Source organism: Streptomyces sp. NPDC005435, assembly GCF_040703155.1.
Lineage (GTDB): Bacteria > Actinomycetota > Actinomycetes > Streptomycetales > Streptomycetaceae > Streptomyces.
In genome coordinates this window covers 242,607-261,116 of sequence record NZ_JBEXEQ010000012.1, presented here as the reverse complement: position 1 = coordinate 261,116, position 18,510 = coordinate 242,607, and the positions used below count along the sequence as shown (strand labels likewise).

The 18,510-nt window shown below is 72.2% G+C and carries 14 protein-coding genes and 1 pseudogene; 4 read left to right on the top strand and 11 right to left on the bottom strand.

Annotated features, from left to right (window positions below):
* The 3 genes from AB0898_RS17960 to dxr form a co-directional block, all read right to left on the bottom strand.
* Positions 1-209: flavodoxin-dependent (E)-4-hydroxy-3-methylbut-2-enyl-diphosphate synthase (locus AB0898_RS17960; protein ID WP_366803875.1), on the bottom strand; the 209-nt coding region annotated here is incomplete at its 3' end.
* A gap of 173 nt (positions 210-382) precedes the next feature.
* A complete protein-coding gene (locus AB0898_RS17955) occupies positions 383-1,687 on the bottom strand; it encodes a site-2 protease family protein (RefSeq protein ID WP_366803874.1) in 1,305 nt (434 codons plus the stop codon).
* Positions 1,684-2,952, bottom strand: a complete 1,269-nt coding sequence (gene dxr, locus AB0898_RS17950; protein WP_366803873.1) for a 1-deoxy-D-xylulose-5-phosphate reductoisomerase — start codon at positions 2,950-2,952, stop codon at positions 1,684-1,686. Before dxr ends, AB0898_RS17955 begins: the two co-directional genes overlap by 4 nt.
* A 125-nt stretch (positions 2,953-3,077) precedes the next feature.
* Between dxr and AB0898_RS17945 the strand changes: the two genes are divergently transcribed.
* Positions 3,078-3,287, top strand: coding sequence for a type II toxin-antitoxin system VapB family antitoxin (locus tag AB0898_RS17945; protein ID WP_361786740.1), 210 nt, complete (start codon positions 3,078-3,080; stop codon positions 3,285-3,287).
* On the top strand, positions 3,284-3,703 hold the full coding sequence (locus AB0898_RS17940) for a PIN domain nuclease (RefSeq protein ID WP_366803872.1): 420 nt from the start codon (positions 3,284-3,286) through the stop codon (positions 3,701-3,703). Before AB0898_RS17945 ends, AB0898_RS17940 begins: the two co-directional genes overlap by 4 nt.
* 4 nt (positions 3,704-3,707) lie before the next feature.
* On the opposite strand, the gene AB0898_RS17935 is transcribed toward AB0898_RS17940, so the two are convergent.
* The 6 genes from AB0898_RS17935 to AB0898_RS17910 all read right to left on the bottom strand — a co-directional run bounded on the left by AB0898_RS17935 (position 3,708) and on the right by AB0898_RS17910 (position 13,516).
* Positions 3,708-5,645: an acyl-CoA dehydrogenase family protein gene (locus AB0898_RS17935; RefSeq protein ID WP_366803871.1), complete on the bottom strand. Its 1,938-nt coding sequence runs from the start codon at positions 5,643-5,645 to the stop codon at positions 3,708-3,710.
* Positions 5,646-5,865: 220 nt separating this feature from the next.
* Entirely contained in the window at positions 5,866-6,798 is a 933-nt protein-coding gene (locus AB0898_RS17930) for a formate/nitrite transporter family protein (RefSeq protein ID WP_366803870.1), read from the bottom strand.
* 228 nt (positions 6,799-7,026) lie between these two features.
* Positions 7,027-7,851, bottom strand: coding sequence for an isocitrate lyase/phosphoenolpyruvate mutase family protein (locus AB0898_RS17925; protein ID WP_366803869.1), 825 nt, complete (start codon positions 7,849-7,851; stop codon positions 7,027-7,029).
* A 154-nt stretch (positions 7,852-8,005) separates the two neighbouring features.
* Positions 8,006-9,451 carry an aldehyde dehydrogenase family protein gene (locus AB0898_RS17920; RefSeq protein ID WP_366803868.1) on the bottom strand — a complete coding sequence of 482 codons (1,446 nt, stop codon included), beginning with the start codon at positions 9,449-9,451 and terminating at the stop codon, positions 8,006-8,008.
* 160 nt (positions 9,452-9,611) lie between these two features.
* Positions 9,612-11,228, bottom strand: a complete 1,617-nt coding sequence (locus tag AB0898_RS17915; protein WP_366803867.1) for a PucR family transcriptional regulator — start codon at positions 11,226-11,228, stop codon at positions 9,612-9,614.
* A 161-nt stretch (positions 11,229-11,389) separates the two neighbouring features.
* Positions 11,390-13,516 (bottom strand): ATP-binding protein, encoded by a 2,127-nt coding sequence (locus AB0898_RS17910; RefSeq protein ID WP_366803866.1) that lies wholly within the window; start codon positions 13,514-13,516, stop codon positions 11,390-11,392.
* A gap of 251 nt (positions 13,517-13,767) precedes the next feature.
* On the opposite strand from AB0898_RS17910, the gene gabT reads away from it, so the two are divergent.
* Positions 13,768-15,102, top strand: coding sequence for a 4-aminobutyrate--2-oxoglutarate transaminase (gene gabT, locus AB0898_RS17905; protein ID WP_366803865.1), 1,335 nt, complete (start codon positions 13,768-13,770; stop codon positions 15,100-15,102).
* A gap of 412 nt (positions 15,103-15,514) precedes the next feature.
* Positions 15,515-16,057: pseudogene (locus AB0898_RS17900) on the top strand (hypothetical protein); the annotation flags it as partial.
* Between the two features lie 61 nt (positions 16,058-16,118).
* Here AB0898_RS17900 and AB0898_RS17895 read toward each other — a convergent pair.
* Both AB0898_RS17895 and AB0898_RS17890 read right to left on the bottom strand, forming a co-directional pair.
* Positions 16,119-17,927, bottom strand: a complete 1,809-nt coding sequence (locus AB0898_RS17895) for a glycoside hydrolase family 18 protein (protein ID WP_366803864.1) — start codon at positions 17,925-17,927, stop codon at positions 16,119-16,121.
* 86 nt (positions 17,928-18,013) lie between these two features.
* The gene (locus AB0898_RS17890; protein ID WP_366803863.1) at positions 18,014-18,466 is read right to left on the bottom strand and encodes a hypothetical protein; all 453 of its coding nucleotides are present in this window, start codon (positions 18,464-18,466) and stop codon (positions 18,014-18,016) included.
* Between the last annotated feature and the right edge of the window lie 44 nt (positions 18,467-18,510).

Below are 18,510 nucleotides of genomic sequence, written 5' to 3'. Positions count from 1 at the left end.
ACACGGACGATCTGGCAGCCCGACGCCGTCAGCTCCGCGATCTGCTGCAGCGTCGACCCGATGTCCGACGTACGCGTCGTCGTCATGGACTGCACCGAGACGGGGGCGTCGCCGCCGACCGCGACGGTACCGACCTGGATCTGCCGGCTCTTGCGACGCTCGGCGATCTTGGTCGGGATGGACGGCATACCGAGAGAAATCGCAGTCATCTGCTGTGCAACCCCAAGTCGTGGATGAAGATCCGGCCCCATGAAACGCCGGGCTCCAGGCTCTGAGATTACGGTACGGCCCGCCCGACGGGCACATCCCACCCGGCGAAACCCACTCGATGGAAGACGGCCCGGGGCAGAGCGCTCCGGGCCGTCTTGGGGGTGCCGTACGGCTACGAGATCTTCACCGGGTTCACCACGTCCGCGATCAGCACGAGGAGGGTGAAGCAGACGAAGATGCCCGCCACGACGTAGGCGACCGGCATCAGCTTGGCCACGTCGAAGGGGCCCGGGTCGGGGCGGCGCAGCACCCGGGCGAGGTTGCGCCGCAGCGACTCCCACAGCGCGCCCGCGATGTGCCCGCCGTCGAGCGGGAGCAGCGGGAGCATGTTGAAGAGGAACAGCGAGAGGTTGAACCCGGCGAGCACGAACACGAACATGGCGACCTGCTGGGAGGCCGGGATGTTCAGCGTGGCGATCTCACCGGTGACGCGGGCGGCGCCGACGATGCCCATCGGGGAGTCCGGCTCGCGCGGGCCGTTGCCGAAGGCGGCGTTCCACAGGGCCGGGATCTTGCCGGGCAGCGCGACGAGGGAGTCCACCGCGTTGCCGACCTGGTCGCCCATCCAGACCACCGAGTCGCCGAAGCCTAGCTGGACGACGCCGGTGGCGGCGCTGAAGCCGAGGAAGCCCGCCTTGACGTACTCCCCCTGGACGTAGGTGCCGCTGGCGTCCTTCTTGGCGACCTGGTTGGTGGCGATGGTGGCGTGCAGGGTGAGCTGCCTGCCGTCGCGCTCGACCACGATCGGGACGCTCTTGCCCGCGCTGTCGCGGATGAGGTCGGAGAGCGTGTTCCAGTCCTTGGTCGGCCTGCCGTCGAAGGAGACGATCTTGTCGTGCGCCTTCAGGCCCGCGGCCTCGGCCGGGGAGGCCGGGTCGGACTTCTCGCAGGTGTCGCGGTGCTGGCTCTGCGCGATGACGCAGGGCGAGACCGAGGCGACCGTGTTCGTCTGCTGCTGGATGCCGAAGCCCATGAGCACGGTGAAGAACAGGCCGACCGCGAGAATCAGGTTCATGAAGGGGCCCGCGAACATGACGATGACGCGTTTCCACGGCTTGCGCGTGTAGAACATGCGCGTCTCGTCACCCGGCTGGAGCTCCTCGAAGGCCGCCGAGCGGGCGTCCTCGATCATGCCGCGCCACGGGGAGGTGGAGCGGGCGGAGACCCGGCCGGCGTCGTCCGGCGGGAACATGCCGATCATGCGGATGTAGCCGCCGAGCGGGACGGCCTTGATGCCGTACTCGGTGTCGCCCTTGTGCCGCGACCAGATGGTGGGGCCGAAGCCGACCATGTACTGCGGGACGCGGATACCGAAGAGCTTCGCCGTCGACAGGTGCCCCAGCTCGTGCCAGGCGATCGAGACGAGCAGACCGACCGCGAAGACCGCTATGCCGAGGATGAACATCAAGGTCGTCATGCACGCGCCTCCGCGGTCGCCGTCGTGGCTGTCAGTTCGCGGGCCCGGGCGCGGGCCCAGGTCTCCGCTTCGAGGACGTCCGACACCGTGAGTGAAGTTCCCGATACCGGGGTGCCGTGTTCCTCGACGACCCGGGTGACGGTCTCCATGATCCCGTTGAAGGGCAGCGCGCCGTTCAGGAAGGCGGCGACGCACTCCTCGTTGGCGGCATTGAACACCGCCGGGGCGGTCCCCGCGAGCCGTCCCACGTGCCGGGCGAGGTTCACCGAGGGGAAGGCGTCGTTGTCCAGCGGGAAGAACTCCCACGTGGACGCCTTGCTCCAGTCGAAGGCCGGGGCGGCGCCGGGGACGCGTTCGGGCCAGCCCAGGCCGATGGCGATGGGGCCGCCCATGTCGGGGGGCGTCGCCTGGGCGATCGTGGAGCCGTCGGTGAACTCGATCATCGAGTGGACATACGACTGGGGATGCACGACCACCTCAATGTGGTCGAAGGAAATGTCGTAGAGGAGGTGCGCCTCGATCACCTCCAGGCCCTTGTTGACGAGGGTCGCGGAGTTGACGGTGATGACCGGGCCCATGGCCCAGGTGGGGTGCGCGAGGGCGTCCTTGACGGTGACGTCCGCCAGCTCCTCCTTCGTACGGCCGCGGAAGGGGCCGCCGGAGGCGGTGACGACCAGCTTGCGGACGTCGGCGCGGGTGCCGGAGGCGAGGGCCTGGAAGAGGGCGGCGTGCTCGGAGTCCACCGGGATGATCTGCCCCGGCTTGGCCAGCGCCTTGACCAGCGGGCCGCCGACGATCAGCGACTCCTTGTTGGCGAGCGCGAGGGTGCGGCCCGCCTCCAGGGCGGCGAGGGTCGGCGCGAGACCGATCGAGCCGGTGATGCCGTTCAGCACGGTGTGGCAGTCGGACGCGGCGACCTGCGCGGCCGCGTCGGGCCCGGCCAGGATCTCCGGCAGCGGCTCGGTGCCGTAGTGCGCGGCCAGCGCCTCGCGCAGCTCCGGTACGGCGTCCTCGCGCGCCACCGCCACGGTCCGCACCCGCAGCCGGTACGCCTGCTCGGCCAGCAGCGCCGGCCGGCCGCCGTTGGCGGACAGGGCGGTCACCCGGAAACGGTCGGGATTGCGCAGCACGAGGTCGATGGCCTGCGTGCCGATCGACCCGGTGGACCCGAGAATCACCACATCCTTCGGCCCGCCACCGGCGAGCGGGTCGTACACCAGATGCGGATCGGCGAGGGGCGCGGGGCTGACAAGACTGTCGGTCATCCACCTATTGTGTCCGCCCGCGAGGACGGGATGGACAGCGCGTCCCGGTTCCGGGTGGGTGATGTCATTCGCCGGACTACTATGGATATACGAGCAAGTCCGCCAGATATACGGAGGGTGCAGCCATGGCCAAGACCCTGATCGACATCGACGAGCAGTTGCTGGCGGACGCGGCCATAGCGTTCGGCACGAAGACCAAGAAGGACACCGTGACGGCCGCCCTGAAGGAGGGCGTCGAGCGCAAGAAGCGGGCGCTGGCGCTGGCCTGGCTGGCCGCCCGCGCCGAGGAAGGCGATTTCGACATCCTCCTGGACAAGGCGAACTACCGTCGATGACAGCTGCCGAATTCCTCATCGACACCAGCGCCCTGGTACGGATCATCAAGCAGCCGGCCCTCTCACGCTGGGTGAAGCCGCTGGAAGAGGGACTCATCACCCGCTGCCCGGTCACCGAGATCGAGTTCCTCTACAGCGCCAAGAACGCCGATCATCGTGAACAGATGGTCAAACGCCTGGACTCCCTGTTCTGCTGGACTCCGCTCGACGACCGGGCTCTGACCCGAGCGTGGAGCGTGCAGCAGGAGCTGACCGACAACGGAAAACACCGCTCGGCGGGCACGGTCGACCTTCTGGTCGCCGCGACCGCCGAGCTTCAGGGGCTCACCGTGCTCCATTACGACAACGACTTCGAGGCCATCGCGTCAGTCACGGGGCAGAGAACCCATTGGCTGATGCCACCCGGCACTCTCTAGCGATTCACCCGCCGAAGGGACGACGGGCACTCGGCTGCGTGCTTTCACCGGGCGTCGCGTCCGCGATCCACGGGCCCTCCGTCGACGGGTCGAGGATGCCGTCCTCCAGCCAGTCGTAGGAGCCGTTGAGGACGTTTTTGACGACCTTGCGGTCGAGGTCGTCGGTGTTGGACCACAGGCGGGTGAAGAGGTCGTCGACGCGGAGGCGGGACTGGTGGCAGAAGGCGTCGGCGAGCTGGTAGGCCTCGCGGCCGTGGTCGCCCTCGCGGCGCAGGCGTTCGGCGCGGACGCAGGCGGCGCTCATGGCGAAGAGTTCGGCGCCGATGTCGACGATGCGGCCGAGGAAGCCCTGCTTGGTCTCCATGCGGCCCTGCCAGCGGGACATGCCGTAGAAGGTGGCGCGGGCGAGCTTGCGGGCGTGCCGCTCCACGAAGCGCAGGTGGCCCGAGAGGTCGATGCCGTGCTTGAACTCACCGTACGAGGACGGGAGTTGACCCGGCCCCGCGACCAGCTTCGGGAGCCACTTGGCGTAGAAGACGCCCGCGTCGGCGGCGGCCTTCGCCTTGTCCTGGAGGGTGGTGTCGGGGTCGATGAGGTCACCGGCGACCGAGAGGTGGGCGTCGACGGCCTCGCGTGCGATCAGCAGGTGCATGATCTCGGTCGAGCCCTCGAAGATGCGGTTGATGCGCAGGTCCCGCAGCATCTGCTCGGCCGGTACGCCCCGCTCGCCGCGCGCCGCGAGGGACTCGGCGGTCTCGTAGCCCCGGCCGCCGCGGATCTGGACCAGTTCGTCGGCCATCAGCCAGGACATCTCGGAGCCGTAGAGCTTGGCGAGCGCGGCCTCGATGCGGATGTCGTTGCGGTCCTCGTCGGCCATCTGGGAGGCGAGGTCGACGACGGCCTCCAGCGCGAACGTGGTCGCCGCGACGAAGCTGATCTTGGACCCGACGGCCTCGTGCAGCGCGACCGGCTTGCCCCACTGCTCGCGCTCGGCCGCCCACTGCCGGGCGATCTTCAGACACCACTTGCCGGCACCGGCACACATCGCGGGCAGCGAGAGCCGCCCGGTGTTCAACGTGGTCAGCGCGATCTTCAGACCGGCACCCTCGGGCCCGATGCGGTTCGCGGCGGGCACGCGCACCCGGTGGAGGCGGGTCACGCCGTTCTCGATGCCGCGCAGCCCCATGAAGGCGTTGCGGTGCTCGACGGTGACGCCCTCGGCCGTGCCCTCCACCACGAACGCGGTGATGCCGCCGGGGTGCCCCTCGGACTTCGGCACCCGCGCCATGACGACCAGCAGGTCCGCGACGACGCCGTTGGTGGTCCACAGCTTCACGCCGTCGAGGATGTAGTCGTCCCCGTCCGGCACGGCGGTGGTCGCCAGGCGCGCCGGGTCCGAGCCCACGTCCGGCTCGGTGAGCAGGAACGCCGAGATGTCGGTGCTGGCACAGCGCGGCAGGAACGCGTCCTTCTGCTCCTGGGTGCCGAAGATCTTCAGCGGCTGGGGCACACCGATCGACTGGTGCGCGGAGAGCAGCGCGCCGACCGCCGGGCTGACCGAGCCGGCCAGCGCGAGCGCCTTGTTGTAGTACAGCTGGGACAGGCCCAGGCCGCCGTACTTGGGGTCGATCTTCATGCCGAGCGCGCCGAGCCGCTTGAGCCCGGCCACGACCTCGTCGGGGATACGGGCCTCGCGCTCGATGCGGGCCGCGTCGATCTCGCTCTCGCAGAAGGCGCGCAGCTCCGCGAGGAACGCCTCGCCGCGCCGCACGCTCTCGGGGTCGGGGAGCGGGTGGGGGTGGATGAGGTCGAGCCGGAAGCGCCCGAGGAAGAGTTCCTTGGCGAAGCTCGGTTTGCGCCAGCCCTGCTCCCGGGCGGCCTCCGCCACCTGGCGGGCCTCGCGCTCGGAGACGGTGGTGCGTTGAGTGGTGGGAGCGGACATGAGGCTCACCTCACCGCGAAGAGGGACGGTTGCGGTCCGTTCGGTACCGACCGTTGCTGCCTGATCTTGTTCACCCGAAAAGGGGTGCTACTGGATCGTTGGTACCGGAAACGCGGCGCCCCCACCACCCCTCACGCGTCCGGTGCGGCGAACGGGTGAAGTGTGGCGGGGGCGGGGTGAGGCGCGGGCGTCCTCGGGGGATCGGGCCGCGCGGCGGGCGTCAGGCCGTCTCGGCGACCGGGACCGCGGCGGCCTCGTCCCCGGCGCGCGGCGCGGGCACGGAGGCGGGGGCAGAGGCAGAGACGGAGGCGGAGGCGGTGGCGGTGGCGGCCGGCTTCGCACGGCGCCCGGTGTAGGCGTACGCCACGCCCACCAGCAGTCCGCCGCCGACCAGGTTGCCGAGGCCCACGAAGAGCAGGTTGTGGGCGAAGGCGCCCATGGTCACGCCGGGGACGTGCTCGAACAGGCCGAGCGAGAAGGTCGTCATGTTGGCGACGACGTGCTCGAAGCCGGAGGCGACGAAGGCCAGGATGCCCGCGAAGATGAGCAGGATCTTGGTGGCGTCGGAGCGGGTGCGCATGCCCATCCACACGGTCAGGCAGACCAGGAAGTTGCAGAGCACGCCGCGGAAGAACATCGCCTCGCCGCTCTCGGCCATCTTGGCGGTGAGCATGCCGGTCAGGCCGGCCAGACCCGGGGCGGGAGCGCCGGGGGCGGGCGCGACACCGAGCACGCCGGAGCAGTGGACCAGCCAGGCGAAGCCGACCGAGCCGACCAGGTTGCCCACGAGGGAGCCGACGATCACGGCGAGCGCGACCAGGGGCGAGAAGGCACGGCGGACCGCGCCCTGGACCATCGTCATCATGTTGCTGGTGGCCAGCTCGCCGCCGGCGAAGATCACCAGCGTCAGCGCGACACCGAAGACCAGGCCCTGGATCAGCTTCACCCAGGGAGAGTGCGCGAGGGTGAGCGGAGCGGACACCATGATCATCAGGACGACGCCCACGCCGATGAAGGCACCCGCGAGCGCGGAGAGCACCAGGTAGCGCCCGGGAGAGTGGAGCAGCTTCGCCTTGCCGCGCGCTGCCGCGATCTGGTCGTCCAGAGCTTCTTCAAGTGGTATCGGCACGGTGGCCCTCTCAGTGCTGCTCACTCATGGTCGGATTGTCCGACTCTCACGCGTGGAGCAGTGTGCGCCCACCGATCAGGAAATGTCAAAAGTCGAATTAATGACGTGATAGGCATTGCTTATCCCGACTTAATCGGTCAAACCTATCGCGTCATCGGCCGCGCCTATCACTGCCCAGTCGCACATCGGCGATGCGCATCACCGCCTGGGCTCGTCATCTCCCGCCCGGTCCGTCACCTCCCGCCCGGCCCGTCACCTCCCGCCCGGCCCGGCGAGCAGCCCGTCCAGCTCCGCGAAGGACAGCGCGTCGGCGGGCGCGGTGACGGTGCCGGTTCCGAACAGCTCCCGCGCCGCGCGGCGGGCGGCGTCGTACGCGGCCAGCGCCACGCCCGGCCCCAGGCTCACGCGGGCCACACCGAGGCCGCCCAGCTCGGCGACGGACGGCGCGCCGGGGCCCGCCATGACGTTGAGCGGCAGCGCGATGTCCTCGGCCAGCGCCTTGAGGGTGGCCGGGTCGGTGACGCCCGGGACGAAGACGCCGTCGGCGCCCGCGTCGGCGTACAGCCGGGCCCGGGTCAGGGTCTCCGCCAGGCGGGTCTCCGGGTCGCCGAGCCCCAACAGGTACGTGTCCACACGGGCGTTGAGGAACAGGTCCGCGCCCGCCCGCTCGGCGGCACGACGGGCCGCGGTGAGCCGGGCGGCCAGCTCGGCCGGGGGCCGGGTGCCGTCCTCGATGTTGACGCCGACGGCGCCCGCCTCGATCACCCCGGCGACGGTCTCCGCGACGGCGGCGGCGTCCGCGCCGTACCCGTCCTCGATGTCGGCGGTGACCGGCACCGTCACGGCGGCGGCGATGCGGGCGATCACCTCCAGGGCCCGTGCCCGGGTGAGGGAGCCGCCGTCGGGCGAGCCGAGCGCCCAGGAGACCCCGGCGCTGGTGGTGGCGATCGCGGGGGCGCCCGCCGCCTCGACGACACGGGCGCTCGCCGCGTCCCACGCGTTGGCGAGCGCGAGCGGGGCGGAGGGGGTGTGCAGGGAACGGAAGAGGCGGGCGTTGTCCGCGTGCGTGTGCGTCATGACGGCAGTCAAGCACCGTACGCGGTCTGTCTTCTGGCAGGAATCCGACATGAACCGCGCCTGGAAGCAAGCCGGTTGATGTGCGGGAAACGCCAACGGCCGGAGCCCCCGCACAGTGTGGGCTCCGGCCGTCGTGGCGACCTGGGGTGTCAGGTCAGAGAGCGAGTCCGGTGAGGACGAGGACGCGCTCGTAGGTGTAGTCGTCCATCGCGGAGCGGACGCCCTCGCGGCCCACGCCGGACTGCTTGGCGCCGCCGTACGGCATCTGGTCGGCGCGGTAGGACGGGACGTCGCCGATCACGACGCCGCCGACCTCAAGGGCGCGGTGGGCGCGGAAGGCGGCCTGGATGTCGTGGGTGAACACGCCTGCCTGGAGGCCGTACTTGGACTCGTTGACGGTCGCGAACGCCTCGGCCTCGCCGTTCACCTTCTGCACGGTGAGGACCGGTCCGAAGACCTCCTCGGTGGCGAGGGTGACACCGGCGGGGACGTCGGTGAGCACGGTCGGGGCGTAGGTGGCGCCCTCGCGCTTGCCGCCCGCGAGCAGGGTGGCGCCGGCCTCGACGGCCTCGTTCACCCAGGACTCGACGCGCTTGGCGGCGTCCTCGCTGACCAGCGGGCCGACCTCGGTGCGCTCGTCGGCCGGGTCGCCGGTGACCTGGGCCTCGACGGCGGCGACGACGCGCTCCAGGAGACGGTCGTAGACGGCGGCGTCGGCGATCACGCGCTGCACCGAGATGCAGGACTGGCCGCCCTGGTAGTTGGAGAAGGTCGCGATGCGGGAGGCGGCCCAGTCCAGGTCGGCGTCGCTCGCCCAGTCGCCGAGGACGACGGCCGCGCCGTTGCCGCCCAGCTCCAGGGTGCAGTGCTTGCGCGGCACCGAGTCCATGATCGCGTAGCCGACCTTCTCGGACCCGGTGAAGGAGATCACCGGCAGGCGCTCGTCCTGGACCAGGGCGGGCATCTTGTCGTTGGCGACCGGCAGGATGCTCCACGAACCGGCGGGCAGGTCCGTCCCGGCGAGCAGCTCGCCGAGGATCAGGCCGGACAGCGGGGTGGCCGGGGCGGGCTTGAGGATGATCGGGACACCGGCGGCGAGGGCCGGGGCGACCTTGTGCGCGCACAGGTTCAGCGGGAAGTTGAACGGCGCGATGCCGAGGACGACGCCCTTGGGGAAGCGGCGGATCAGCGCCATGCGGCCCTGGCCGCCCGCGTCGGTGTCGAGCCGCTGGGCCTCGCCGCCGTTGAACCGGCGGGCCTCCTCGGCCGCGAGCCGGAACACGGAGACGGCACGGCCGACCTCGCCCCGGGCCCACTTGATCGGCTTGCCGTTCTCGCCGGAGATCAGCTGGGCGATCTCCTCGGCGCGCTCGGTCAGCCCCTGCGCGACGTGGTCCAGGGCGGCGGCGCGCACGTGCGCGGGCACGGCGGCGAAGTCGTCGCGGACGGCGTACGCGGCGGCCACGGCCTCCTCGACCTGAGCGTCGGTCGGCACACTGGCCCGGCCGACCAGGCGCCCGTCCCACGGGTTGGTGACGTCGAAGCTGTCCTCGCCGGTGACCTGGCGGCCGGCGAGCCAGAAGGCGTGGGTGGAAGTCATGTGACGGTTCCCGGCCCTTCCGCGTTGTCGGAGTTGTTCTTGGGTGCGTGGTCCACGGTAGGGCGGGCGCGGGTGGGCGTCGCTTGTCCGAGTCGTACGGATGCGGGGCGGTGATGCTCCGGTTTGGCGTGAAGCGGCAGGTGGTGCCCCTTCGCGTGGCCTACGGCTGTTCCGTGCCCGTCGCCTTCAGGGCGAGCCACAGCTCCATGCGCACGTCCGGGTCGTCCAGGGAGCGGCCGAGGATCTCCTCGACGCGGCGCATCCGGTAGCGCAGGGTGTGCCGGTGGACGCCGAGGTCGGCGGCGGCCGCGTCCCACTGGCCGTGCCGCGACAGCCAGGCGCGCAGCGAGGCGACGAGGTCGCCGCGTCCGGTGGCGTCGTGCTCGCGCAGCGCGCGCAGCAGACCGTCGGCGAAGGCGCGTACGGCGTCGTCGGCGAGCAGCGGCAGCACCGAGCCGGCCGCGAGGTGCTCGTGCTCCACGAGGACCCGGCCGCGGCGCCGGGCGACCGACAGCGCCTGTTCGGCCTGCCGGTGGGCGGTGGCGGCGGCGCTCGGTCCCGCGGGCGCCGACAGGCCCACGACCAGCGCGTTCTCGTCGCCACCCGGCTCCGGTGCCGTACGCGCGCTCTCCAGGGCGCCCGCGAAGGCGACACAGGCGGCGACCGCCGCGCCCCCGTCGGCGGCCAGCACCACCAGGCGCTCCCCGTCGGGCACGGCGAGGACGGCCTCGCCGGAGCGGGCGGCGGCCGACTCGACGGCCTCCGCGAGCGCGTCGAGCGGATCGCCGCCGGCGCCAGCGCCCGGCCCGGCACCCGCCCCTGCGCCCGCCCCGGTGCTCGCCTCGGCGACGAGCACCCGGAACGGCGCGTCGAGGAGCCCGTCGTACAGGTCCCCGGCGACCGCGCGGGCGTGGTCCGGTTCCCCGGCGAGCAGCATCCGCAGGACGGCGGCGCCGACGCGCTGTTCGGCGGCGTGCAGGGAGCGGGAGCGCTCGGTGGTGAGGGTGAGCAGGGCGATGGCGGAGTGGACGGCGTAGCGCTCGGCGGTGCCGGGGGCGGCGGCGGTGCCGACGGCGAGCGCGGCGCGCGGGCGGCGCCCGGTGCCCAGGGAGTGCAGTTCGACGCGGTCCTCGTTGTCGGGGCCGCCGACGACGGAGGAGGCGGGGGCGGGGCGTTCCCGCAGCCGCTCCACCTCGGCGGTGAGCCGGGCGGCCCTGCGGTGCGCCCACTCGGGCGCGGCGGCGACGACGGCGCCCGAGGCGTCGTACAGCGCGGCCCACCCGTCGAGCTGCGCGGCGAGCGCGCCGAGCAGGCCCTCGGGGCCGGTGGTCAGGGCCTGCCGGGTCAGCTCGCGCTGGGCGGCGAAACCGGCGGTGACGGCGCGGTACTGCTCGGCGGCGATCGCGGCGGAGACGGCCTTGCTGATCGCGAGGAACGGGGTGCGGCGGGGCACCTCCAGGAGCGGCAGCCCCTCCTCGCGGGCGGCGTCGAGCAGGGCTTCGGGGATCTCGTCGTAGTTGACCCCGACGGCGAACCCGATGCCCACGACCCCCGCTCCGGCCAGCCGCCTCACGTACCGGCGCATCGCCTCGGGGTCCTCCGCGTCCAGCTTGAGCGCGGTGACGAGGAGCAGCTCCCCGCCCTCCATGTACGGCACGGGGTCGGCCAGCTCGCTGACGTGCGCCCAGCGGACGGGCACGTCGAGCCGGTCCTCGCCCGCGCGGACGGTGAGCTTGAGCGCGGAGTGCTGGACGAGCGAGGCGAGGGTCGGGGGCATGGGGCCTTCAGGTCGGAGCGGTCCGGCAGGACGAACGGGTCGGGCGGTCCGGCGGGCCGGAGCGTTACGGCTCGTCGCCGCCGGAGATCAATTGGCCGCCGCGTACGAACGGCCCACCTCGATTCTGCCTCACCGTACGATCCCGAACGCCCCTTCCCGCCTCACCCCCGCAGATCCACCAGCAACGGCGGAGCATGCTCCCCCCGCACGGTCGTCAACGACAACACCGCATGCCCGGGCGGCACCCCATGCGCCAACTCGGACGCGGACCACCGCTCCCGCTCGACCTGGCGAACGGTGACCGCGCGGGCGGTGGGCGCCTTGCCGGTGATGACGCGGCGCAGCATGTGCACGGCCTTGCCCGCCGGGGTCTCGGCGATGATCTGCCGGTCGGTGACGTCGCGGGTCTCGATCCATTCCTTGCCCCACACCTCGGCGAAGTCCTGCCCGTCCCAGGGGGTGAGGCCGGACAGCGCCATGCGGCAGCCGGTGGCGCCGAGCAGCGGGCCGCGCAGCGGCCGGGGCGCGTCGTCGAGCGTGCGCAGGGTCAGCACGGCACCCGCGTTGGCGGAGCGCAGCCGCTGGATGCCGCGCACGGCCTCCGGGGTGACGGCGCCGCCCGCGTCGTCCAGGAGCAGGCAGGCGAAGAGCGAGCGGTCCTCGCGTGCCGTCACGCTCGCCGTGAACTGGGCGAGGACCAGCCGGGCCAGGATGCGGGAGGCGTCGGCGTGGCCGCGCTGGGGGAGGTCCACGCGGACGCGGACGGGGTGGTCGAGGGCCTTGAGCGAGAACGGCCGGGACTGCCCGGAGGTGTCGAAGAAGGAGGCGAAGGCGGGCCGGTCCAGCAGTGCGATCCGGTCCGCGAGTACCGCGCCCACATCGCCGGGGTGCGCCAACTGCCGCTCTCTGGCGTCGAGTTCACGCAGCAGCGAGGCGTGCCCGGTCTCGGTGAGCGCCTTGCGGAGCGCGGCGAGCGGGCCGGGGGCGCCGTCGAGCAGCCCGCGCAGCTCGGGAACGGAGGGGAAGCGGCCGTGGACCGCGCGGAAGGGGCCGAGGAGCTGGGCGAGGACGGTGGTGGAGCGGCGGCTGTCGCTGCCGGGGTGCGGGTCGGCCAGGTCGCCGGCCAGGGCCTCGGCGAGTATCGCGGCGGCCTCGTCGGGGTCGGTGGTGCCGCCGTAGAGGTCGAGGTCGTAGGCGGAGTCGGGGTGGCCGATCCGGATGACGACGTCGTACGCCTCGGTGGGGCCGAGGCCCGCGCCCGCCGCGCCGACGACGACCACGGCGGCCCGTCCGGCCAGCGCGTGCAGGCACATCGACTCCGCGAGCGGCCGGATCAGGCTGCCGGTCTTGCCGGAACCGGCCGGGCCGACCGCGAGCAGCGAGGTGCCGAGCAGTCCGGGATCGAGGGCGAGCCCGGCGCCCCGGTAGCGGTAGGGGTTGCGCGGGTCGTCGGCGGCGGTGCCGACCCGGACCTGTCCGGTGAGCAGGTCGTGGCGGGCCTGCCGGACGGGCAGGTCCCGGTCGCCGGAGGGGTGCGGGCAGGCGGCGGCGCCGTCCTTCACCACCGCGCCGGTGAAGGCGGCGAGGGTGTGCGGGCCGGAGAGCACGCCCTGCCAGGCGCGGCCGATCCGCGCCTGGTCCACGTCGCGCATGTGTCCCGCCCGCGCGTCGGCGGCGAGCCGGTCGGCGGCCTCGTGCGCCCCCGCGGCCCGCAGTTCGGGCCAGCTCGCGGGGTCCTGCCCCGGAGCGGGCGGCGGCTGCTCGGGCGGGGCGGCGGGCTTCCAGGCCGGGGGTCCGTAGCGCCGCCAGACCTCGGCCCAGCGGCCGAGGCGGAAGACGACGAGCAGCAGGGCGCCGCCGATCAGCGCGTAGTACGTGTACCAGAGGACGGCGGTGCCGACCTTGCTCTGGGTCTCCAGCCAGGCGTCGGGCGCGAGCAGTTCCAGGGGCAGCGTCCACCAGCCGCCGAGGTAGCCGTTCCACAGCAGGGACCACACCAGCCAACCGATGAGGAACGAGATCAGCGCACCGCTCAGCAGCTGGCGCCCGGGGATCGCCTCGGGCTCCTCGTCGGGCCGGGTGCGGTGCCCGAGGCGCCAGACGCCGGGCGGGGCGGTGGGGCGGGGGGCGCGCAGCCAGGCGAGGAAGGCGTTGCCGTCGGGCCCGGGCGGGGTGCCGGGCGGCGCGGACGGCATGGGGGGCACGGTCTGCCCCTGGGGCGGTACCGCCGGGCGGGGTGCCGGCCCCGCCCCCGTGCCGCGTGTGTCCCGCGTGCCGTCGCTCTCCATCGCCGTTGCCCCCTGAGCAGCCGCTCCGTCCACCGTCAGCGAGTCAATCTAACGCCCCGGAAAGGGGAGTTCACCGGTTACGCGGCCGGTGTCCGAAGGCCGGCCGTCCGGGGCTCCCACCCACTGCTATGTCCACGGCGGACAACCGTCATGCCGGACAACGCCCACATGGAGCATGACCGCCCCCCGGCAACGGTCCTAACCTGCGAGAAAAGAAGACAAGCGTCCGTAATCACCCCCAGGAGCCCCGCATGACCGCACTTCCGCAGGAGCGCCGCGTCGTCACCGCCATTCCCGGCCCGAAGTCGCAGGAGCTTCAGGCCCGCCGCACCGCGGTCGTCGCCCAGGGCGTGGGCTCCACGCTGCCCGTCTTCGTGACGCGCGCCGGCGGCGGCGTCATCGAGGACGTGGACGGCAACAGCCTGATCGACTTCGGTTCCGGCATCGCCGTGACCTCGGTGGGCGCCTCCGCCGAGGCCGTCGTACGCCGCGCGAGCGCGCAGCTGGCCGACTTCACCCACACCTGTTTCATGGTCACCCCGTACGAGGGCTACGTCGCCGTCGCCGAGGCGCTGGCCGAGCTCACCCCGGGTGACCACGCCAAGAAGTCCGCGCTGTTCAACTCCGGCGCCGAGGCCGTCGAGAACGCCGTGAAGATCGCCCGCGCGCACACCAAGCGCCAGGCGGTCGTCGTGTTCGACCACGGCTACCACGGCCGTACGAACCTCACGATGGCGCTGACGGCGAAGAACATGCCGTACAAGAACGGCTTCGGCCCGTTCGCGCCCGAGGTGTACCGCGTCCCGGTCGCCTACGCCTACCGCTGGCCGACCGGCCCGGAGAACGCGGGCCCCGAGGCCGCCAAGCAGGCCATCGACCAGATCACCAAGCAGGTCGGCGCCGACAACGTGGCCGCGATCATCATCGAGCCGGTGCTCGGCGAGGGCGGCTTCATCGAGCCGGCCAAGGGCTTCCTGCCGGAGATCGTGAAGTTCGCGAACGACAACGGCATCGTGTTCGTGGCCGACGAGATCCAGTCCGGCTTCTGCCGCACCGGCCAGTGGTTCGCGTGCGAGGACGAGGGCATCGTCCCGGACCTGATCACCACCGCCAAGGGCATCGCGGGCGGTCTGCCGCTCGCCGCCGTGACGGGCCGCGCCGAGATCATGGACGCCGCGCACGCGGGCGGCCTCGGCGGCACCTACGGCGGCAACCCGGTGGCCTGCGCCGCCGCGCTCGGCGCCATCGAGACGATGAAGGAGCAGGACCTCAACGGCAAGGCCAAGCACATCGAGGAGGTCATGAAGGGCCGCCTCGCGGCGATGGCCGAGAAGTTCGACATCATCGGCGACATCCGCGGCCGCGGCGCCATGATCGCCATCGAGCTGGTCAAGGACCGCGCCTCGAAGGAGCCGAACGCCGAGGCCGCCGCCGCGCTGGCCAAGGCCTGCCACCAGGAGGGCCTGCTGGTCCTGACCTGCGGCACCTACGGCAACGTGCTCCGCTTCCTGCCCCCGCTGGTCATCGGCGAGGACCTGCTGAACGAGGGTCTGGACATCATCGAGCAGGCCTTCACCCGCATCTGAGCCGGGCCGGGTACGACCACGGACCTGGCCGGGTACGGCGCCCCCGGGTGCCGTACCCGCAGGCCGTGTGAAGAACGTGTGCGAGGTGGATGGCGGGACCGGATTCCGGCTGCCCAAGCGCCGGGGACTGCCGTAGGTTCTCGTACAGAAGAGAGATACACCTCGCCCCCAGGGGACTGCGGGCGGGTTCAGGCCGGGGCCTCCCCAGCTTCGACCTGGTCGTGCCCTCGCGCACACAGCCGGGGCCCGACGGCTCCGGGATCTCCTCACCGATCGGACGGCCGCCGCCCCAAACCCCCCGGGGCGCGCGGCGTTTCCGGTCCGGTCGGCCGCCTCGGAACCACCCCCCCCTGTTCCGGGGCGGCCGACCTCCTCCTCGGACCGACGCGTACGAACCTGCGAAGCTGGGCCGGTGTCCCTCCCCCGCCGCACTCCGTACGCCGTCCTGCTGACCCTGCCGAGCCTGCTGTTCGCCCTGCTCACCTGGCAGGTGCTCGTCCACGGCCCGCTGCTGCGGCAGGACGCCCGGCTCAGCCGGGACCTGGTCCACCCGGACCGCTTCTCGGAACTGCTCTCGGACCTCGGCAACGTCCAGGTGGCCGTACCGGTGCTGCTCCTCGCCGCCGGCTACGCGGCGCTGCGCGGACGCTCCTCCGGTACGCACCGCTGGTGGCTGCCCCCGCTCGCGGCGGCCCTGCCGCTGGCCCTGCTCCCCGCGCTGGTGGTCCCGCTGAAGCTGTGGACCGCGCGGCCGGGAACCCCCGTGGTGCCCCCGGCCACCGGCTACTTCCCCTCCGGCCACACGGCGACGGCGTTTGTCGCGTACGGCTCGGCGGTCCTGCTCCTCCTTCCCTGGTGCCGCACGCCCGCCGCCCGCCGCACCGTCCCGGCCGTCGGCGCCGCCCTGGTGCTGGCGGTGTCGTACGGCCTGGTCCGGCGCGGCTTCCACTGGCCGCTGGACGTGCTGGCCTCCTGGTGCCTGGGCACGGTGCTGCTGACCGCGCTCGCGCCGCTGCTCAGCCGAAGTAGCCGTCGAAGGTCCGCTGGAACTCCCAGTTCGCGAAGCGGTCCCAGTTCACCGACCACGTCATCAGACCGCGCAGCGCGGGCCAGGTCCCGTGGGTCGCGTACGAGCCGCAGTTCGTCCGCTTCGTGAGGCAGTCGAGGGTCTTGGTGACCTCGGCGGGGGCGACATAGCCGTTGCCCGCGTTGACCGAGGCGGGCATGCCGATGGCGACCTGGTCGGGGCGCAGCGGCGGGAAGACGTTGTTCGCGTTGCCCGCGACCGGGAAGCCGGTGAGCAGCATGTCGGTCATGGCGATGTGGAAGTCGGCGCCGCCCATGGAGTGGTACTGGTTGTCCAGGCCCATGATCGGGCCCGAGTTGTAGTCCTGGACGTGCAGCAGGGTGAGGTCGTCGCGCAGGGCGTGGATGACGGGGAGGTAGGCGCCGCAGCGCGGGTCCTGGCCGCCCCACTGGCCGCTGCCGTAGAACTGGTAGCCGTTCTGCACGAAGAAGGTCTCGGGCGCCATGGTGAGCACGAACTTCGAGCCGTACTTGGCCTTGAGGGTCTTCAGCGCGGAGATCAGGTTGACGATCACCGGGGTGGTCGGGTTCTTGAAATCGGTGTCGCCGGTGTTCAGGGACAGCGAGTGGCCCTCGAAGTCGATGTCGAGTCCGTCGAGTCCGTACTGGTCGATGATCTTCGAGACGGAGGAGACGAAGGCGTCGCGGGCGGCCGTGGTGGTCAGCTGGACCTGGCCGTTCTGGCCGCCGATGGAGATCAGCACCTTCTTGCCCGCGGCCTGCTTGGCCTTGATCGCGGCCTTGAAGTCGGCGTCGCTCTCCACGTTCGGGCACTCGGAGACCGGGCAGCGGTTGAACCGGATGTCCCCGGAGGTGACCGAGGTCGGCTCGCCGAAGGCGAGGTCGATGACGTCCCAGCTGTCGGGCACGTCGGCCATGCGGGTGTAGCCGGCGCCGTTGGCGAAGCTGGCGTGCAGATAGCCGACGAGCGCATGGGCGGGCAGGTCGGCCGAACCGCCGCCTCCGCCACCGCCGTTGGCCTTGGTCGTGGCGGTCACGACGGCCGACTTGGCGGACTCGCCCGCGTCGTTGGTCGCGGTGACCTGGAAGCTGTACGCGGTCGAGGGCGAAAGGCCGCTCACGGTGGCCGAAGTGCCGCTCACCGTCTGGACCTTGGTGCCGTCGCGGTAGACCGCGTAGCCGGTCGCGCCGGAGACCGCCGGCCAGGACAGGGCGACGGAGGTGGCGGTGACCGTGCCGGTGGTCAGGCCGGTCGGGGCGGCGGGCGGCTGGGTGGTGGAGCCGCCGCCGGGGCCGACGAGGGAGATGTCGTCGGCGTTGTAGGCGCCGGTGCCGTACCAACCGTGGGTGTAGAGCGTGACCTTGGTGGTGTTCGGCCCGGTGGTGAACGTGGTGGTGAGCTTCTGCCAGTCGGGCGCGGACTGGGTCCAGGTGGACACGTCGGTGGTGCCGGTGCCGTCGGCGCCGAGGTAGACGTAGGAGCCGCGCACCCAACCGGAGAGCGTGTACTGGGAGTTGGGGCGCACGGTCACGTTCTGCGCGCACTGGGCGTTGTCGCTGCCCTCGGGAGTCGCCTGGAGGGCGGAACCTCCGCTGTGCACGGGCGAGTTGACGGTGGTGCCGGCGGTGCAGGTCCAGCCGGTCAGGCCGGACTCGAAACCGCCGTTGACCACGGCGTCCGCGTCGGCCGCCTGCGCGGCCGACGAGAGCGCGGTGATGCCGGGCACGGCCAGGGCCGTTGCCGCGAGGAGGGCGACCAGAGGTCTGGAGCGATCCACAAATGCCTCCAGGCATGGGGGAGTTGGAGGTCAGGAAGCGCACCCAACCTGGTCCAGACCAATCCTTCTGTCAAGTCGCCCGGACGTTACCCCTCCCCCTCCGTGGCGAGTCCGGCGGCGGCTTCGTGCATCGCCAGCTCCAGCAGCGCCGGGTCGGTGAGCGTGCCGGTGCCGTCCGGCGGCACCAGCCAGCGCACCCCGTGCGTCGGCCGCCCCGGATGCGGCACCACGATCCAGGTGCCGGACCCCGCCGTGCGGATACCGGTGCCGAGCCAGCGGGCCGCGGTGCCCGGCGGCACGAAGAAGCCCACCCGGTTGTCCCCGAAGTCGGCCAGCACCGGGCCGGGTTGATCGAGGACCCGGGTGAGCACGTCGAGCGTCGGATAGCCGAGGTCGCCGGGCAGGATCAGTACGTCCCACGCCTTGCCCGCCGGGAGCAGGGCGACCCCGAGGGCACTGCGCTCCCACTCCCAGCGGCACGCGTCCGGGTCCGGTGCGACGGATGCCAGCCACTCGACCGCCGTCTTCGCCCCTGTCATGAGCAGACCTCCCTCTTTCGCGCGGACGCCGTCGCGCCCGGGAG